We start from the raw sequence: 16807 nt of genomic DNA, 5'->3' as shown, positions 1-16807 counted from the left end.
AGGTGGATTCGTCCCCATGAGCATCTTCCGCAACCGCACCGCCACGGCCGCGATAGTCGCGGTCGCCGCCGGCGCCCTGACCCTGACCGCTTGCGGCGGTGGCAGCGACAGCTCCGCCAAGGACAACAGCAAGAGCAAGGAGGATGCCAAGTCGCAGTCCAAGCCGGTGCAGATCGGTGACGCCAAGGCGTCGACCGGTCCGGCCCCCGCGGTGACCGGTGCCCAGACCGGCGGCACGGTGACCGTGTACCAGGAGGCGGACTTCTCCCACCTGGACCCGGGCCAGATCTACGTGTCGGACGGCAAGCTCCTCAGCCGCCTCGTCTTCCGCGGTCTGACCCAGTACGCCGAGGACGACAACGGCAACCTGACCGTCGTGGGCGACCTCGCCACCGACGCCGGTCAGGTCTCGGACGGCGGCAAGACCTGGACGTACACCCTGAAGGACAACCTGAAGGACGAGAACGGCAACCCGATCGACTCGGCGGACATCCGCCACACGGTCGAGCGCCTGTACGCCTCGTACATCACCGACGGTCCGACGTACCTCCAGCAGTGGCTGTCCGGCTCCGGCACCGCCTACCGCGACGCGTACGCGGGCCCGGACAAGGGCAAGCACCTGCCGGACAGCGTCCTGGAGACGCCGGACGCGAAGACGATCGTCTTCCACTTCAAGGACGCGCAGCCCGACCTCCCGCAGACGCTGACCATGCCGGGTTACAGCGTCGTCCCGGAGGAGACGGACACCAAGGAGAAGTACGACACCGACCCGGTCGCCACCGGGCCGTACAAGATCTCCGACTTCAAGCCGGGCAAGTCCATGACGCTGGTGAAGAACCCCCAGTGGGACGCGAAGTCCGACTCGGTGCGCCACCAGTACGTGGACGGCTTCGCCATCGAGATGAACCACGATGACGAGGACCAGACCAAGACCCTCCTGGCCGACCAGGGCACGGCCAAGAACGCGATGATGTTCACCGGCCAGGTCGCCACCACGCAGCTCCAGAACGTGGTGAGCGACAAGGCCGCCATGGCGCGCACCATCCAGGGCTACGCGCCCTACGTGTGGCAGCTCAACTTCAACCTGGACCGCGTCAAGGACAAGAAGCTCCGGGACGCCATCACCCTGGCGCTGCCCGCCACCTCGGTCTTCAAGGCCGACGGCGGTGCCTACGGCGGTGAGGTCGCCAACTCGCTGATCTCGCCCACCACGCCGGGCTACGACGAGTCCTTCGACCCGTTCGACCGCGCGTCCAAGCCCAACGGCGACATCGAGGCCGCCAAGAAGCTGATCAAGGAAGGCGGCTTCGAGGGCAAGAAGCTCGTCTACGCCTACGGCAACACCCCGGTCCGCCAGCAGCAGGCCGTGCTGATCGCCACCGCCCTGGAGAAGATCGGTCTCGACATCCAGAAGAAGGAGATCGACTCCGCCACCTGGTACGAGCAGGTCGGCAAGGTCAACAACGGCTACGACCTGTACATGACCGGCTGGGGCCAGGACTGGCCGTCCGCCTCCACGGTCATCCCGCCGCTCTACGACGGCACGCAGATCCAGGACGGTTCGTCGAACTACGCGCACATCAACGACGACCACGTCAACTCGGAGATCAAGCGCATCCAGAAGATCACCGACACGACGGAGGCCACCAAGGCCTGGGCCGAGCTGAGCGAGTACATCTCCAAGGAGATCAACCCGGCCGCCCCGATCTACTACACCAAGGTGTTCCAGATCTTCGGTTCGAACATCGGCGGCCTCCGCTACAGCTCCGACTCGAGCTACGTGGACGTCACCAGGATCTTCCTCAAGAAGTAACCGTCAGAACCGGGAACCCGGTGGGGGACGCGCGGCGGAGCGCCCCCACCGGGCCCCGGACTTCCCGCAGACCCCTCCCGATCGCCGCCGTCCTGAGAGCAGCTGCCTGCCATGCTTCAATTCCTCATTCGCCGGACGTTCGGCGCGGCGCTGATCTTGCTGTTGATCAGTGCTTTCACGTTCTTCATGTTCTTCGCCATCCCGCAGGACCCGGCCACGCTGGCCTGTGGCAAGAACTGCACTCCGGACGCGCTGGAGATCATTCACAAGAACCTCGGCCTCGACCAGCCGGTCACCACCCAGTACTGGGACTTCCTGGTCGGCATCTTCGCGGGCCGTGACTTCGCCGTCGGCCACTGCGACGCCCCCTGCTTCGGCGTCTCCTTCGCCAACAACCAGAACGTCTGGGACACCATCCTCGACCGCTTCCCGCTGACCGTCTGGCTCACCGTCGGCAGCCTGGTGGTCTTCCTCACCGTCGGCCTCGGCGCCGGCCTGCTGGCCGCCAAGTTCCGCGGCACCTGGCTGGACAAGGTGTTCAGCACCGGCTCGCTGGTCATCAGCTCCCTCCAGATCTACTTCCTCGGCCCGCTGCTCCTGCTCGCCTTCGTCTACAGCACCGGCTGGCTCGACAAGCCGAAGTACGTGCCGCTCACCGAGGATCCCGGCGGCTGGTTCATGGGCCTGCTGATCCCCTGGGTCGTGCTGGCGACCATCTTCACCGCCAACTACACCCGCATGAGCCGCTCCTCGATGGTCGAGCAGCTCCAGGAAGAGCATGTGAAGGCGGCCCGGGCCAAGGGCATGTCGGGCAACTACACCTTCTTCCGCTACGCCTGGCGCGGCTCCCTCATCCCGATCATCACCATCCTCGGCATCGACCTGTCCGCGCTGCTGGCGGGCGGTATGGCGACCGAGCTGACGTTCGGCCTGGCGGGGCTCGGCCGGCTCGCGCTGGACTCCGTCACCAACAAGGACCTGCCGATGCTGATGGGCGTCATGCTGATCAGCGCCGCGCTCATCATCGTCTTCAACCTGATCGTGGACGCCCTGTACGCCGTCATCGACCCGCGCGTGCGCCTGTCCTAGGAGAACCACCGTGACCACTCAGACCAAGCCCGACGAGGCCGCGGCCGCCGCCGCGGGGGACGCCTTTCTCTCGGTGCGCGACCTCAAGGTCCACTTCTCCACCGAGGACGGCATCGTCAAGGCGGTGGACGGGCTCTCCTTCGACCTCCAGCGCGGCAGGACCCTCGGGATCGTGGGCGAGTCCGGCTCCGGCAAGTCGGTGACCAACCTGGCCGTCCTCGGCCTGCACAACCGCAAGAACACCGCCGTCGACGGGTCGATCCGGCTGGACGGCCAGGAGCTGACCGACGCCAGTGAGAAGCAGCTGGAGACGCTGCGCGGCAAGAAGATGGCGATGATCTTCCAGGACGCGCTGACCGCGCTGTCGCCGTACTACACGGTCGGCCGGCAGATCGGCGAGCCGTTCATGAAGCACACCGGCGCCTCCAAGAAGGACGCCCGGGTACGCGCCATCGACCTGTTGGAGAAGGTCGGCATCCCGCACCCGCAGAAGCGGGTCGACGACTACCCGCACCAGTTCTCCGGCGGTATGCGGCAGCGCGCCATGATCGCCATGGCGCTCTCCTGCGACCCGGACCTGCTCATCGCCGACGAGCCCACCACGGCGCTGGACGTGACGGTCCAGGCGCAGATCCTGGACCTGCTCAAGGACCTCCAGCAGGAGTTCGGCTCCGCGATCATCATGATCACCCACGACCTCGGTGTGGTCGCCAACATGGCCGACGACATCCTGGTGATGTACGCCGGCCGCGCCGTGGAGCGCGGATCGGTGCGCGAGGTGCTCAAGGCGCCCGAGCACCCGTACACCTGGGGTCTGCTGGGCTCGATGCCGCGCCTGTCGTCCGACGTCGACGAGCCGCTGGTGCCGATCCCCGGATCGCCGCCCTCGCTGCTCAACCCGCCCACGGGATGCCCGTTCCACCCGCGGTGCGCGTTCACCGACCTGGTCTCCGGGGAGCGTTGCTCGGGTGAGCGCCCGTTGCTCGCCGCGGGACGTGCCGCGGCCTGTCATCTGACGAAGGCGCAGCGGCAGCAGGTCTTCATCGACACGATTCAGCCCCGGCTGGGCTGAGCGGAAACCGGCGACTGGGGCATCACCATGAGCGACAACAGCAAGACGACCACGGCGGTCGCCGACACCATCCCGCAGCAGCGGGACGAGGCCGCCGCACCGCTGGTGAAAGTCAGCGGTCTGACCAAACACTTCCCGATCAAGGGCGGTTTCCCGATCCGGCGCACCGTCGGCGCGGTGAAGGCCGTCGACGGCGTCGACTTCGAGGTGTTCCCGGGGGAGAGCCTCGGCCTCGTCGGCGAGTCCGGCTGCGGCAAGTCGACGACCGGCCGGCTGCTGACCCGGCTGTACGAGCCGACCTCGGGCACCATCGAGTACAAGGGCCGGGACATCAGCCGGGCCGGCCGCAAGGAGCTGGCGCCGGTCAGGTCCGAGATCCAGATGATCTTCCAGGACCCGTACGCCTCGCTGAACCCCCGGCAGACCGTGGGCACGATCATCTCGGGCCCGATGGAGATCAACGGGATCAACCCGCCGGGCGGCCGGGAGAAGCGCGTCCGTGAGCTCCTGGAGATCGTCGGTCTCAACCCGGAGCACTACAACCGCTTCCCGCACGAGTTCTCCGGCGGCCAGCGCCAGCGCATCGGCGTCGCGCGGGCCATCGCCCTCCAGCCCCAGCTGATCGTCGCCGACGAGCCGGTCTCGGCCCTCGACGTGTCGATCCAGGCGCAGGTCGTGAACCTGCTCCAGGAAGTGCAGCGGGAGATGGGCATCGCGTTCGTCTTCATCGCCCACGACCTGGCGATCGTGCGGCACTTCTCGCAGCGCGTCGCGGTGATGTACCTCGGGAAGATCGTCGAGATCGCGGACCGCGACTCGATCTACAACCGGCCCCGCCACCCCTACACGCACGCGCTGCTGTCCGCCGTGCCGGACGCCGACATCGACGCGGAGAAACGGGAGCGCATCCGCCTGGAGGGCGACGTCCCCTCGCCGATCGCCCCGCCGTCCGGCTGCCGCTTCCGCACCCGCTGCTGGAAGGCGCAGGACAAGTGCGCGACCGAGGAGCCCCCGCTGGTCCGCCTCGGCGGGAACAAGGAGGGCCACCTGACGGCCTGCCACTTCCCCGAGGCGCCCAGCACCAAGGCCCGCACCGAGGACGTGGTGATGGACCCGGGCCTGAAGGCCCTGGAGGAGCACGGCACCGCGGACGTCGACAAGAGCTGATCCGGCGGACCCCTCCGGCCGGGGCACCGGCCACGCCGAACCACCCGGGACCGGGGGCGGGAGCGAGCGCTCCCGCCCCCGGTCCCGTTGTCCGCCGGATGTTCCTCCGTACGCTCCTGTGGAGCAACCCCGTACCCATACGGACCGGACGAACGTGCGCCGCGCGGCACCTCCTCGGAAGCTGACCCAGCAAGGGATCGGCGGACGAGGAGGCACTCCATGCGCGGAGCGACGCACGCCAGATGGGCCGCGGGCGCGGCGGCGGCAGCCCTCGCGGCGGCGGGCTGCGGAGGCGGGGCGGACAGCGGCGGCGACACCGCCGCGGTGCTCAGCTCCTCCTGGGGGGACCCGCAGAACCCGCTGGAGCCCGCCAACACCAACGAGGTGCAGGGCGGCAAGGTCCTCGACATGATCTTCCGCAACCTGAAGCGGTACGACCCGGAGACCGGCAAGGCCGAGGACATGCTCGCTGAGAAGATCGAGACCTCCGACTCGCGGAACTTCACGATCACCGTCAAGGACGGCTGGACGTTCAGCAACGGGGAGAAGGTGACCGCGCGGTCCTTCGTGGACGCCTGGAACTACGGCGCGAGCCTGCGGAACAAGCAGCGGAACGCGTACTTCTTCGAGTACGTCGAGGGCTACGACCGGGTCCACCCGAACGACGGCGGCGAACAGAGCGCCGACACCCTCTCCGGCCTGGAGGTCGTCGACGACCGTACGTTCACGGTCCGGCTGACGCAGAAGTTCTCGACCTTCCCCGACACCCTCGGCTATCCCGCCTTCGCGCCGCTGCCGCGGGCCTTCTTCACCGACCACGCGGCCTGGCTGGCCAAGCCCGTCGGCAACGGCCCGTACGCGATCCAGTCCTACACCAAGGGCTCCCAGATGGAACTGCGCACCTGGGCGGGGTACCCGGGGCCGGACAAGGCGCGCAACGGCGGGGTCACCCTGAAGGTGTACACCGACAACAACACCGCCTACACCGACCTGATGGCCGGCAACCTCGACCTCGTCGACGACGTGCCCGCCGCCCAGCTCAGGAACGTGAAGAACGACCTGGGCGACCGCTACCTCAACACCCCCGCCGGCATCATCCAGACGCTCGCCTTCCCCTACTACGACCCCGACTGGAACAAGGCCGGCTCCGCCAAGGTCCGCACCGGCCTGTCCCGGGCGATCGACCGCGAGCAGATCACCCGGACGATCTTCCAGAACACCCGCACCCCCGCCACCGACTGGACCTCCCCGGTGCTCGGGGAGGACGGCGGCTACAAGAAGGGCCTGTGCGGGGACGCCTGCGCCTACGACCCCGAGGCGGCCAGGAAGCTCATCAAGGAGGGCGGCGGCCTCCCCGGCGGCCAGGTGAAGATCACGTACAACGCGGACAGCGGCTCCCACAAGCAGTGGGTCGACGCGGTCTGCAACTCCATCAACAACGCCCTGGGCAACGACCGGGCCTGCGTCGCCGACCCGGTCGGCACCTTCGCCGACTACCGCGGCCGGATCACCGAGAAGAAGCTGGCGGGCCCCTTCCGGGCCGGCTGGCAGATGGACTACCCCCTCATCCAGAACTTCCTCCAGCCGCTCTACTACACCAACGCCTCCTCCAACGACGGCAAGTGGTCCGACGCGCGGTTCGACCGGCTCGTCGACGAGGCCAACGCCGAGACCGACACCGCCGCGGCCGTGGCCAAGTTCCAGCAGGCCGAGGAGGTCGTCCGGGACAGCATGGCCGCCATCCCGCTCTGGTACCAGAACGGCAGCGCCGGCTACTCGCAGCGGCTGTCCGGCGTACGGCTCAACCCGTTCTCCGTCCCCGTCTACGACGAGATCAAGGTCAGCTGACCCGCCATGGGGCGGTATGTGATCCGGCGCCTGCTCCAGATGGTCCCGGTGTTCGTCGGCGCCACCCTGCTGATCTTCCTGATGGTGCACGTGATGGGCGACCCCGTCGCGGGACTCTGCGGCGACCGCGAGTGCGACCCGGCCACCGCCGCCCGGCTCCGGAAGGAGTTCGGCCTCGACCAGCCGGTGTGGCGGCAGTACCTGACCTACATGGGGAACGTCTTCACCGGCGACTTCGGCACGGCGTTCGACGGCCGGCCGGTCACCGAGCTGATGGCGACGGCGTTCCCGGTCACCGTCCGGCTGACGATCGTCGCGATCCTCTTCGAGCTCGTCGTCGGCATAACCCTGGGCGTCGTCACGGGCCTGCGCCGGGGCCGGCCCGTGGACACCGGCGTCCTCCTCGCCACCCTCGTCGTCATCTCCGTCCCCACCTTCGTCACCGGCCTGCTGCTGCAACTGCTGCTCGGCGTGGAGTGGGGGTGGATCGCACCGTCGGTGTCCCCGGCGGCCGGCTTCGACGAGCTGATCGTCCCGGGCCTGGTGCTGGCCTCGGTCTCCCTGGCCTACGTCACCCGCCTGACCCGCACCTCCATCGCGGAGAACCGGCGCTCCGACTACGTCCGCACCGCCGTCGCCAAGGGACTGCCCCGGCACCGGGTCGTCACCCGGCACCTGCTGCGCAACTCCCTGATCCCCGTGGTCACCTTCATCGGCACCGACATCGGTGCCCTGATGGGCGGCGCCATCGTCACCGAGCGCATCTTCAACATCCACGGCGTCGGCTTCCAGCTCTACCAGGGCATCCTCCGCCAGAGCACCCAGACCGTGGTCGGCTTCGTGACCGTCCTGGTGCTGGTCTTCCTGGTGGCCAACCTGCTGGTCGACCTCCTGTACGCCGTACTCGACCCGAGGATCCGCTATGTCTGAGCAGCCGTACGCGATGTCCGAGCGGCCGTACGCGATGCCGGAGCAGCCGTACGCGCCCGGCGGCGCCGTCGCCGGGACCGGCATGGGCGGCACGATGGACCTCGCGACGAGCGAGGGCGCGTCGCTGGAGGCGGCGCCGCGGGGCCCGGACGACACCGGGCCCGCCGCCAAACCGCGCTCCCTGTGGTCCGACGCCTGGCGCGACCTGCGCCGCAACCCGGTCTTCCTCCTCTCCTCCCTGGTCATCCTCTTCCTGGTGTTCGTCTCCGTGTGGCCCTCGGCGATCGCCTCCGGCTCCCCCCTGTCGTGCGACCTCGCCAAGGCCCAGGAGGGCTCCCAGCCGGGCGCTCCCTTCGGCTACGACGGACAGGGCTGCAACGTCTACACCAGGACCGTCCACGGCGCCCGTACGTCCGTCACGGTCGGTGTCCTGGCCACGCTGGGCGTCGCCGTCCTCGGCAGCGTGCTCGGCGGGCTCGCCGGGTTCTTCGGCGGGGCGGGGGACGCGGTCCTGTCCCGGATCACCGACATCTTCTTCGCGATCCCGGTCGTCCTCGGCGGTCTGGTCCTGCTGTCCGTGGTGACCGGCGACACGGTCTGGCCGGTCATCGGGTTCATGGTGCTGCTCGGCTGGCCGCAGATCTCCCGGATCGCCCGCGGCTCGGTCATCACCGCCCGGCAGCACGACTACGTCCAGGCCGCCCGCGCCCTGGGCGCCTCCCCCGCCCGGACGCTGCTGCGGCACATCGCGCCCAACGCCGTCGCCCCGGTGATCGTCGTGGCGACCATCGCGCTCGGCACGTACATCGCGCTGGAGGCGACCCTGTCCTACCTCGGCGTCGGCCTGAAGCCGCCGACCGTCTCCTGGGGCATCGACATCTCCGCCGCCTCCCCCTACATCCGCAACGCCCCGCACGCCCTGCTGTGGCCCTCCGGCGCGCTGGCGGTCACCGTCCTCGCGTTCATCATGCTGGGCGACGCGGTGCGCGACGCCCTCGACCCGAAGCTGAGGTGACGGCGTCATGCTGCTCGACGTACGCGACCTGCACATCGAGTTCCGCACCCGCGACGGCGTCGCGAAGGCCGTCAACGGCGTCTCCTACGGCGTCGACGCGGGCGAGACGCTCGCCGTGCTCGGCGAGTCCGGCTCCGGCAAGTCCGTCACCGCCCAGGCGGTCATGGGCATCCTCGACACCCCGCCCGGTCGGATCACCGGCGGCGAGATCCTCTTCCGGGGCCGGGACCTGCTGAAGCTGAAGGAGGAGGAGCGCCGCGCGGTCCGCGGCGCGCAACTGGCGATGATCTTCCAGGACGCGCTGTCGGCCCTCAACCCCGTGCTCACGGTGGGCGACCAGCTCGGCGAGATGTTCGTCGTCCACCGGGGCCTGTCGCGCAGGGACGCGCGGGCCCGCGCCGTCGAGCTGATGGACCGGGTGCGCATCCCGGCGGCGAGGGAGCGGGTCAGGGACTACCCGCACCAGTTCTCCGGCGGCATGCGCCAGCGCATCATGATCGCGATGGCGCTGGCCCTGGAACCGGCGCTCATCATCGCCGACGAGCCGACCACCGCCCTCGACGTCACCGTGCAGGCCCAGGTCATGGACCTGCTCGCCGAGTTGCGGCGCGAGTACCGCATGGGCCTGATCCTCATCACCCACGACCTGGGCGTGGTCGCCGACGTCGCCGACCGCATCGCCGTGATGTACGCGGGCCGGATCGTGGAGTCGGCCCCGGTGCACGGCCTCTACAAGGCGCCGGCCCACCCGTACACCCGGGGGCTGCTGGACTCCGTCCCGCGCCTGGACCGGAAGGGCCGGGAGCTCTACGCCGTCAAGGGCCTGCCGCCGAACCTCATGGACATCCCGCCCGGCTGCCCCTTCCACCCGCGTTGCCCGATGGCCCGGGACGTGTGCCGGACCGACGTGCCGCCGCTGTACGCGGTGGACGAGGACCGGGGCAGCGCCTGCCACTTCTGGAGGGAGTGCCTGCATGGTGCCGACGGCTGAGCCGATCCTGGAGGTGAGCGGGCTCGTCAAGCACTACCCGCTCACCCGCGGCGTCCTCTTCAAGAAGCAGGTCGGCGCGGTGAAGGCGGTCGACGGCGTCGACTTCGCGCTCGGCCGGGGCGAGACCCTGGGCATCGTGGGGGAGTCGGGCTGCGGCAAGTCCACGGTCGCCAGGATGCTGGTCCACCTGGAACGGCCGACGGCGGGCCGCATCCGGTACCGGGGCGAGGACATCACCCGGCTGTCGGGCCGGGCCCTCAAGGCCGTCCGCCGCAACATCCAGATGGTCTTCCAGGACCCCTACACCTCCCTCAACCCCCGGATGACGGTCGGGGACATCATCGGGGAGCCGTACGAGATCCACCCCGAGGCGGCCCCCAAGGGCGACCGGCGGAGGCGGGTGCGGGAACTGCTGGACGTCGTGGGTCTCAACCCCGAGTACGTCAACCGCTATCCGCACCAGTTCTCCGGCGGCCAGCGCCAGCGCATCGGCATCGCGCGCGGGCTCGCCCTGCGCCCCGAGGTGATCGTCGCCGACGAGCCGGTCTCCGCGCTGGACGTGTCGGTCCAGGCCCAGGTGGTCAACCTCCTCGACCGGCTCCAGAGCGAGTTCGAGCTGTCGTACCTCTTCATCGCGCACGACCTGTCCGTCGTGCGGCACATCTCGGACCGGGTCGCGGTGATGTACCTCGGGCGGATCGTGGAGACCGGCAGCGACACCGCGATCTACGACCACCCCACCCACCCGTACACCCAGGCCCTGCTGTCGGCGGTGCCGGTGCCCGACCCCGACGCGCGGGAGCGCCGGGAGCGGATCATCCTCTCGGGTGACGTGCCGTCGCCGACCAGCATCCCCTCCGGCTGCCGCTTCCGCACCCGCTGCTGGAAGGCGCGGGAGCGGTGCGCGGTGGAGGTGCCGGCGCTCGCGGTCCCGGCGTGGTTCCGCGCCGTGGGCGGCCCCGCGGCCCACGACTCGGCGTGCCACTTCGCGGAGGAGAAGAAGGTCGTCCCGCCGGAGCGGTCACGCGAAGATCGTGCCCAGGGAGACGCATAGCGGTACATGTGTGCAGTAATCGCGTTAACACGCAGGCAACTTGGCCGACCCGGTTCCGATATACGGACGCGTCAGGCTGAACAGCGTACGGCCGTGCGGGTGCCGTGAACGGGCCGGGAGCGCCATGTCTCCCGGCCCGTTGCCGTGTCTCAGCCGCCGGGGCGTCCGCCGGTGCCGCCCGTGAGGCCCAGGGACCGCTTGAGGAAGTCCACCTGGAGCAGCAGCAGGTTCTCCGCGACCTGTTCCTGCGGGGTGATGTGCGTGACCCCGGACAGCGGCAGCACCTCGTGCGGGCGGCCGGCGGCCAGCAGGGCGGAGGACAGGCGCAGGGCGTGGGCGACGACCACGTTGTCGTCGGCGAGACCGTGCACGATCATCAGCGGGCGGTGCGGGCCGGCCGGCGCGGAGAGCCCCTCGTCGGTGACGAGCGAGTTGTGCGCGTACGTCCCGGCGGCCGCGGCCGGGTCGCCGAGGTACCGCTCGGTGTAGTGGGTGTCGTAGAGCCGCCAGTCGGTCACCGGGGCGCCCGCGACGGCCGCGTGGAAGACGTCCGGGCGGCGCAGCACCGCCAGGGCCGCCAGGTAGCCGCCGAAGGACCAGCCGCGGATCGCCACCCGGGACAGGTCCAGGGGGTGGCTCCGGGCCAGGTCCCGGAGCGCCTCGATCTGGTCGTCGAGGGCGACCGTGAAGTCCCCGTGGATCGCCTTCTCCCAGCCGGGGGAGCGGCCGGGCGTGCCCCGGCCGTCCGCGACGACCACCGCGAAGCCCTGGTCGGCGAACCACTGGGAGGTCAGGTGCGCGTTGTGCGCGGCGAGCACCCGCGGCCCGTGCGGTCCGCCGTAGGGGTCGAGGAGCACCGGCAGTGAGGTGTCACCGGGGTAGTCCGTAGGCATAAGCACGGCGCACGGGATTCTCCGTGCGCCCCCCTCGGTGAAGCGCACGCGGGGGGACAGACCGGGATCTTCCGCATACGACCGGACAGTCGCCACGGTCTTCCCGTCCCGCTGGACCAGGGCCCGGCTCCCCGGCCGGCCGGGCACCGCCGATACCATCACGGTCACGCCCCCCGAGCGCACCGCCGAGTGCACCCCCGGCTCCTGCGAGAGGCGCTCGACGCCGAGTTCGCTGACGCGGTAGACATGCACCTCGCCGGTCTCCCGTGCCGCCGCGTCCTCCCCGGCCGACGCCGAGACCAGTACGTCGTCGGCCGTCACGTCCAGCACCGCCCGTACGTGCAGCTGGGCCCCCGTCAGCGGCCGTTCGCCGACCGCGAGGACCCGCGCACCGCCCTCGTCGGTGATTCGGACAAGTTGTCCCGACGGGCTCCAGCACGGCACTCCAGGGAAAAGATCAAGCCATTCTCGATCTTCGTCGGCGTGCACCATCCGGGTCGCCCCGGAGTCGGCGTCCACCGCCAGGTACACCTGAGTCCGCTGGTCGCGCGCTTGGACCAGCAACAGCGGCGCACCCCCCGCTGACCAGTGCACTCGCGCCAGATACGGGTAGCGCGCACGGTCCCAGACGACCTCCGTGCGCACCCCGTCGAGGCCGAACACGAACAGCCGGACCTCCGCGTTGGCCGTCCCGGCAGCTGGATACGGCACGTGTTTTGGGTCACGTTTCGGATGGGCCGGATCGGAAATCCACCACCGTTCCACCGGCGTGTCGTCCACCCGCGCCACGAGCAGCCGGTCGGACTCCGGGGACCACCAGAACCCCCGCGAACGCCCCATCTCCTCCGCCGCGATGAACTCGGCCAATCCATAGGAAACCGGCTCCGACTCCGGCGCGGCGACCACCCGGTCGCCCTCCCCCTCCGCGCCCACCACCCGCAGCGCACCCCGGGCGACGTACGCCACCAGCCGTCCGTCGGGGGAGGGGCGAGGGTCGACCACCGGCCCCGCGACGGGGAGTTCGCGCGCCGTGCCGGCCCGCAGCTCCGCCGTGAAAAGCCGCCCTGACAAGGCAAAAGACGCCAACTCGACGGTCTCGTCGGTGGCGTAGCCCACGATGCCGGCGCCGCCCTCACGGCTGCGCTCGCGGCGTGCCCGCTCCTCGGGCGGGAGGTCCTCCGGGGCGCCGCCCAGGAGGGCGCGCGGGTCCGCCGCCACGCGCTCCCGGCCGTCCGCCGGATCGAGCACCCACAGCGCGTTCGCCCGGTCCGTGCCGGAGGACGAGCGGAGGAACACGACACGGGAGCCGTCGGGGGCCACCGTGAACGAACGCGGCGCGCCGAGCGTGAAACGCTGGGTGCGGGCGAGCCGCCGGGGGAAGGAGTCCGACTCGGTCGTCATACCCCGACCATATTGGCCATGCGCCCCCTTGTGCGGCTGTGCGCCACTCGATGCGCACGCACTCATAGTTATGATCACTAGCGCTGTGTGGGTATGAACCTGCTGGCAGTTGTACGGTTTTACGCGTTCCCGCTCTGTACTTTCCCCCACGTTCCCGGGTTCTTGGAGGTGAGCCGCCGTGGCACTCTCGATTTCGGCGGTGGTGCTGCTGGCGATCATCGTCTTCTTGCTGATCAAGAAGTCAGGGCTGAAGGGCGGTCACGCGGTCGTCTGCATGCTGCTCGGCTTCTACCTCGCCTCCTCGACCATGGCGGGGACGATCAGCGATCTGACGACGAGCGTGGCAAGCATGATCGGCAGCATCAAGTTCTGACGCGTGCCGGCCCGTGGCTCCGGTGAGCGGTCGACCGGAGCCCGGCTCCGGTCGTCTATTTCCGCGCCTTCCCCGGATCGGGGTCCGTAAGCCACCCGGCTTCGGGCGTTCTCCCCTCGGTCCGGGGTGAGCGGACCGTCAGCCTTCGGACGCGTACGGCACGAAGGCGGCCCAGGCCCCCGGCGAGAGCCGGAGGCGTGGTCCTTCGGTGTGCTTGGAGTCGCGGACGTGGACGGTGTCGGGGGTGGTGGCGATCTCGACGCAGTCGCTCGGGTTGCTGCTGTCGCTGTAGCTGCTCTTGCACCACGCCAACGTGAACGCGTCTTCGGCAGAGTCCTTGCGGATCATGTCTCTCCCACCAGTTGCTCGACGAAGGCCAGTGACTCCCGTGTGGTCAGAGCCTCGGCCCGGATGATGCCATAGCGCAGTTCGAGGATCCGGAGCTGCTTCGGGTCGTGGACGGGACGGCCGTTGAACTCGTCGTCCATGCGCCCAACTGCCGTGCCGTCCAGGAACTTCAGCACCTGGATCCGCCCTCCCGTCCCAGGGTGGTCCCAGCGGTCTGTCGGCATCACCTGATTTCGACGTGCCGCAACAGCGAGACCTCCAGCAGGTGTTCGAGCTGTCGGCGCCACACCATCTTGCCTCCGACCGGGCGCCTCAGCGTCGTCTCTTCCAGGATGAAGCTGAGTTCAGGGGCTGGTGAGCGCTCGTAGATCGCCTTCCTGGCCATGCGCGCCGCCACAGCCTGCTCCAGTTGGTCTTCGGGGGTCACCGGCCGCCGCGTCTTCAGCAGCGCCCGTGCGTACTCTTCCGTCTGTAGCAGACCGTGCAGATTGTGGTTGCCGTACGAGAGCAGCTCCGCGGCCTTTGCCTCCATCTCCGCCAGCTGCCGGAGCTTCCTGGGGTGCCGGACCTTTTCCACGTCCTCCTTCATCGCCGCCAGCAGCCCGCCCGCCCCCAGCAGCTCGTCCGCCCGGTCCAGGAACTCCGGCCGGGGAATCCGCTTCCCGCCCTCGATCTTGTAGATCAGGTCCTCGCCGTATCCGAGGGCCTCCGCGAACTGGCCGGCGCGCATCCCCACGGCCTCGCGCCGCAGCCTGATCTGCCGCCCCACCGTGGCGACGACCGCGATGCCCCACTCGTCGTCGGGCTCCACCTCCCAGCCCGGCTCGTCCGCCTGGCCCTCGAGCTGCCTCGTGTCAGTGTCCACGCTCATTCCGCGCCCTCCCGTCGTACGACCTGGCAACGACGCCTTACCCGTGCACACCGCTCCGGCGGCCCGGACAACGCTGGACAGCCCACCACGCCGTCGCCCTGTGTGATCGGCTCGTCACTGTCACGGTAAGTGTGGGGTGCCACCTCGGGTGACGGCATCGAGGAAACCTCGTCCTCGCCGGAGCCCACCCGCCCGTGCTCCGGTGGAACGGGCGCGCCCGAGAGGTGCCTCACTCGCGAGAGTGAACATCACCAACTGGGCGGAAGTCGGACGCCGTTGCCTGCCCCACTCTCAACGTCGCGTCACGGACGAGCGCCGACCCCCGCCGGGTCCTGCAATCCCAAGGCGAGGACCTGACCACCGTCGGGTGTCGCCGCCCGGCCGACGCGGGACGTCGGCCCCGACCACTCACCACGACGACCCCAACCTCATGCGCCACTGGCCGATTCGTGCCGTCACCGCCGCATCCGCCGGAGAGATCTTCGGGGAGCCGGGCGACGCCGTCTGATCCCCTTGGGGAGCCGTCGCCCCATGACCAGGCGGGAGCCTCGTAGGGTTGGGCGCATGACGGAACTGCCCGCTCGACGTCTGCTGCTGGTGCACGCGCACCCGGACGACGAGTCGATCAACAACGGCGCGACCATGGCCGGGTACGCGGCCGGCGGAGCGCACGTGGCCCTGGTCACCTGCACCCTCGGTGAACGCGGCGAGGTCATCCCGCCGGAGCTGCGGCACCTCACGGGCGCCGCCCTCGGCGAGCACCGCCTGCGCGAGCTGCGGGCCGCCACCGCGGAGCTCGGCGTGCACGACGTCCGGCTGCTCGGCGGCGCCGGCCGCTTCGCCGACTCCGGGATGATGGGCATCCCCGACAACGACGACCCCGGCTGCTTCTGGCAGGCCGACGTCGACGGCGCCGCCGCCCTGCTCGCCGAGGTGATCCTGGAGCTGCGCCCCCAGGTGCTCGTCGCCTACGACGACGACGGCGGCTACGGCCACCCCGACCACATCCAGGCCCACCGCGTCGCCATGCGCGCCGTGGAGCGGGCCGCCGACGCCGGCTGGAGCGTCCCCAAGGTCTACTGGAACCGCGTCCCGCGCTCCGTCGCCGAGGCCGCCTTCGACCGGCTCCGGGACGAGCTGCCCGGCCTGCCCTTCACCGAGAGCGCGACGGTCGCGGACGTCCCCGGCGTCGTCGACGACGAGCTGATCACCACCGAGATCGACGGCACCGCCCACGCCGCCGCCAAGGCCGCCGCGATGCGCGCGCACGCCACCCAGATCGAGGTCGCCCCCGACGGGCGTTCCTTCGTGCTCTCCAACGAGCTCGCGCAACCCCTGTTCACCACGGAGTACTACCAACTGGTGCGCGGCGGTCCGGTGGCGGGCCCCGGCCGGGAGACCGACCTGTTCGCCGGCGTGGGGGAGGAGGCCTGATGTCCGGTCACGGCTCCCCGCTCGCCCAGCCGCTGCGTCCGCCCTCCGCCGGACGGGCCGCCGCCTACCTGGGCCTGCTGCTGCTCGGCGCGGTCACCGGCGCCGCCGGGGCGCTCGTCCAGTCCGGCTGGTTCCCGGGCGGACTGCTGCTCGCGCTCGCGGGCGCCGCCGGCCTCTTCCTCGGCGGGGCGCGTGCCCTCCGCGGGCGGGGCGGGGCCGTCGCCCCCGCCGCGGGCTGGATGATCGCCGTCGTCCTGCTCACCACGGCCCGCCCCGAAGGCGACTTCATGTTCGGCGCGGGAGGCGGCTCCTACCTCTTCCTGCTCGGCGGTATGGCGCTGGCTGTGATCTGCGCCACCCTTGCTCCGGGGCGGCAACCCGTCGGCGACGACGTCCGACTTGACAAGTGACGTACCGCTTCGCCGTACCGGAACCGTGCGGGTCCGGTGCGGGTTTCGACGGCGGTCGTGGGATAAGCGCCAGAAGTGGCCAGTATGGTGGTGCGCGC

14 protein-coding genes and 1 pseudogene are annotated in these 16807 nt (G+C 70.1%); 12 read left to right on the top strand and 3 right to left on the bottom strand.

Going from position 1 to position 16807, the window contains the following annotated elements; translation table 11 throughout:
* Positions 1-16 precede the first annotated feature (16 nt).
* The 9 genes from ACZ3KJ_RS13925 (at position 17) to ACZ3KJ_RS13885 (ending at position 10979) form a co-directional block, all read left to right on the top strand.
* Complete coding sequence (locus ACZ3KJ_RS13925) at positions 17-1813, top strand: ABC transporter substrate-binding protein (RefSeq protein WP_467526798.1); 1797 nt, start codon at positions 17-19, stop codon at positions 1811-1813.
* Between the two features lie 111 nt (positions 1814-1924).
* Positions 1925-2902: an ABC transporter permease gene (locus ACZ3KJ_RS13920; RefSeq protein WP_467526797.1), complete on the top strand. Its 978-nt coding sequence runs from the start codon at positions 1925-1927 to the stop codon at positions 2900-2902.
* A gap of 10 nt (positions 2903-2912) precedes the next feature.
* Positions 2913-3974, top strand: a complete 1062-nt coding sequence (locus tag ACZ3KJ_RS13915; protein ID WP_467526795.1) for an ABC transporter ATP-binding protein — start codon at positions 2913-2915, stop codon at positions 3972-3974.
* A gap of 27 nt (positions 3975-4001) precedes the next feature.
* Positions 4002-5141 carry an ABC transporter ATP-binding protein gene (locus ACZ3KJ_RS13910; RefSeq protein WP_467526793.1) on the top strand — a complete coding sequence of 380 codons (1140 nt, stop codon included), beginning with the start codon at positions 4002-4004 and terminating at the stop codon, positions 5139-5141.
* A 219-nt stretch (positions 5142-5360) separates the two neighbouring features.
* Positions 5361-6989, top strand: a complete 1629-nt coding sequence (locus ACZ3KJ_RS13905) for a peptide ABC transporter substrate-binding protein (RefSeq protein ID WP_467526791.1) — start codon at positions 5361-5363, stop codon at positions 6987-6989.
* A 6-nt stretch (positions 6990-6995) separates the two neighbouring features.
* Positions 6996-7919: an ABC transporter permease gene (locus ACZ3KJ_RS13900; protein WP_467526789.1), complete on the top strand. Its 924-nt coding sequence runs from the start codon at positions 6996-6998 to the stop codon at positions 7917-7919.
* A 34-nt stretch (positions 7920-7953) separates the two neighbouring features.
* Entirely contained in the window at positions 7954-8934 is a 981-nt protein-coding gene (locus ACZ3KJ_RS13895) for an ABC transporter permease (RefSeq protein WP_467526845.1), read from the top strand.
* Between the two features lie 7 nt (positions 8935-8941).
* Positions 8942-9925, top strand: a complete 984-nt coding sequence (locus ACZ3KJ_RS13890; protein WP_467526788.1) for an ABC transporter ATP-binding protein — start codon at positions 8942-8944, stop codon at positions 9923-9925.
* Entirely contained in the window at positions 9909-10979 is a 1071-nt protein-coding gene (locus tag ACZ3KJ_RS13885; protein WP_467526786.1) for an ABC transporter ATP-binding protein, read from the top strand. The genes ACZ3KJ_RS13890 and ACZ3KJ_RS13885 overlap by 17 nt, the downstream gene beginning before the upstream one ends.
* Before the next feature lie 149 nt (positions 10980-11128).
* On the opposite strand, the gene ACZ3KJ_RS13880 is transcribed toward ACZ3KJ_RS13885, so the two are convergent.
* Complete coding sequence (locus ACZ3KJ_RS13880; RefSeq protein ID WP_467526784.1) at positions 11129-13273, bottom strand: prolyl oligopeptidase family serine peptidase; 2145 nt, start codon at positions 13271-13273, stop codon at positions 11129-11131.
* 178 nt (positions 13274-13451) lie between these two features.
* Here ACZ3KJ_RS13880 and ACZ3KJ_RS13875 point away from each other — a divergent pair, with 178 nt between their 5' ends.
* Positions 13452-13646 (top strand): hypothetical protein, encoded by a 195-nt coding sequence (locus tag ACZ3KJ_RS13875; RefSeq protein ID WP_385067291.1) that lies wholly within the window; start codon positions 13452-13454, stop codon positions 13644-13646.
* A 138-nt stretch (positions 13647-13784) separates the two neighbouring features.
* Here ACZ3KJ_RS13875 and ACZ3KJ_RS13870 read toward each other — a convergent pair whose 3' ends face one another.
* Positions 13785-13994 (bottom strand): DUF397 domain-containing protein, encoded by a 210-nt coding sequence (locus tag ACZ3KJ_RS13870; RefSeq protein WP_467526782.1) that lies wholly within the window; start codon positions 13992-13994, stop codon positions 13785-13787.
* Positions 13991-14865: pseudogene (locus ACZ3KJ_RS13865) on the bottom strand (helix-turn-helix domain-containing protein). The gene ACZ3KJ_RS13870 and the pseudogene ACZ3KJ_RS13865 overlap by 4 nt, the downstream one beginning before the upstream one ends.
* A gap of 564 nt (positions 14866-15429) precedes the next feature.
* Between ACZ3KJ_RS13865 and mshB the strand changes: the two are divergent.
* Both mshB and ACZ3KJ_RS13855 read left to right on the top strand, forming a co-directional pair.
* Entirely contained in the window at positions 15430-16299 is an 870-nt protein-coding gene (gene mshB, locus ACZ3KJ_RS13860) for an N-acetyl-1-D-myo-inositol-2-amino-2-deoxy-alpha-D-glucopyranoside deacetylase (protein WP_467526780.1), read from the top strand.
* Complete coding sequence (locus ACZ3KJ_RS13855; protein WP_385067277.1) at positions 16299-16709, top strand: DUF6113 family protein; 411 nt, start codon at positions 16299-16301, stop codon at positions 16707-16709. The genes mshB and ACZ3KJ_RS13855 overlap by 1 nt, the downstream gene beginning before the upstream one ends.
* The last annotated feature ends 98 nt before the right edge of the window (positions 16710-16807 follow it).

The organism is Streptomyces sp. NPDC003248 (genome assembly GCF_055563235.1).
This window is presented reverse-complemented; position numbering and strand designations above follow the sequence as displayed.

Excerpts from the sequence above, each read along its gene's own strand:
- ACZ3KJ_RS13925 (WP_467526798.1), top strand. The coding sequence starts at position 17 with ATGAGCATCTTCCGCAACCGCACCGCCACGGCCGCGATAGTCGCGGTC.
- ACZ3KJ_RS13920 (WP_467526797.1), top strand. The coding sequence starts at position 1,925 with ATGCTTCAATTCCTCATTCGCCGGACGTTCGGCGCGGCGCTGATCTTG.
- ACZ3KJ_RS13910 (WP_467526793.1), top strand. The coding sequence starts at position 4,002 with ATGAGCGACAACAGCAAGACGACCACGGCGGTCGCCGACACCATCCCG.
- ACZ3KJ_RS13905 (WP_467526791.1), top strand. The coding sequence starts at position 5,361 with ATGCGCGGAGCGACGCACGCCAGATGGGCCGCGGGCGCGGCGGCGGCA.
- ACZ3KJ_RS13900 (WP_467526789.1), top strand. The coding sequence starts at position 6,996 with ATGGGGCGGTATGTGATCCGGCGCCTGCTCCAGATGGTCCCGGTGTTC.
- ACZ3KJ_RS13895 (WP_467526845.1), top strand. The coding sequence starts at position 7,954 with ATGCCGGAGCAGCCGTACGCGCCCGGCGGCGCCGTCGCCGGGACCGGC.
- ACZ3KJ_RS13890 (WP_467526788.1), top strand. The coding sequence starts at position 8,942 with ATGCTGCTCGACGTACGCGACCTGCACATCGAGTTCCGCACCCGCGAC.
- ACZ3KJ_RS13885 (WP_467526786.1), top strand. The coding sequence starts at position 9,909 with ATGGTGCCGACGGCTGAGCCGATCCTGGAGGTGAGCGGGCTCGTCAAG.
- ACZ3KJ_RS13880 (WP_467526784.1), bottom strand. The coding sequence starts at position 13,273 with ATGACGACCGAGTCGGACTCCTTCCCCCGGCGGCTCGCCCGCACCCAG.
- ACZ3KJ_RS13870 (WP_467526782.1), bottom strand. The coding sequence starts at position 13,994 with ATGATCCGCAAGGACTCTGCCGAAGACGCGTTCACGTTGGCGTGGTGC.
- mshB (WP_467526780.1), top strand. The coding sequence starts at position 15,430 with ATGACGGAACTGCCCGCTCGACGTCTGCTGCTGGTGCACGCGCACCCG.
- ACZ3KJ_RS13855 (WP_385067277.1), top strand. The coding sequence starts at position 16,299 with ATGTCCGGTCACGGCTCCCCGCTCGCCCAGCCGCTGCGTCCGCCCTCC.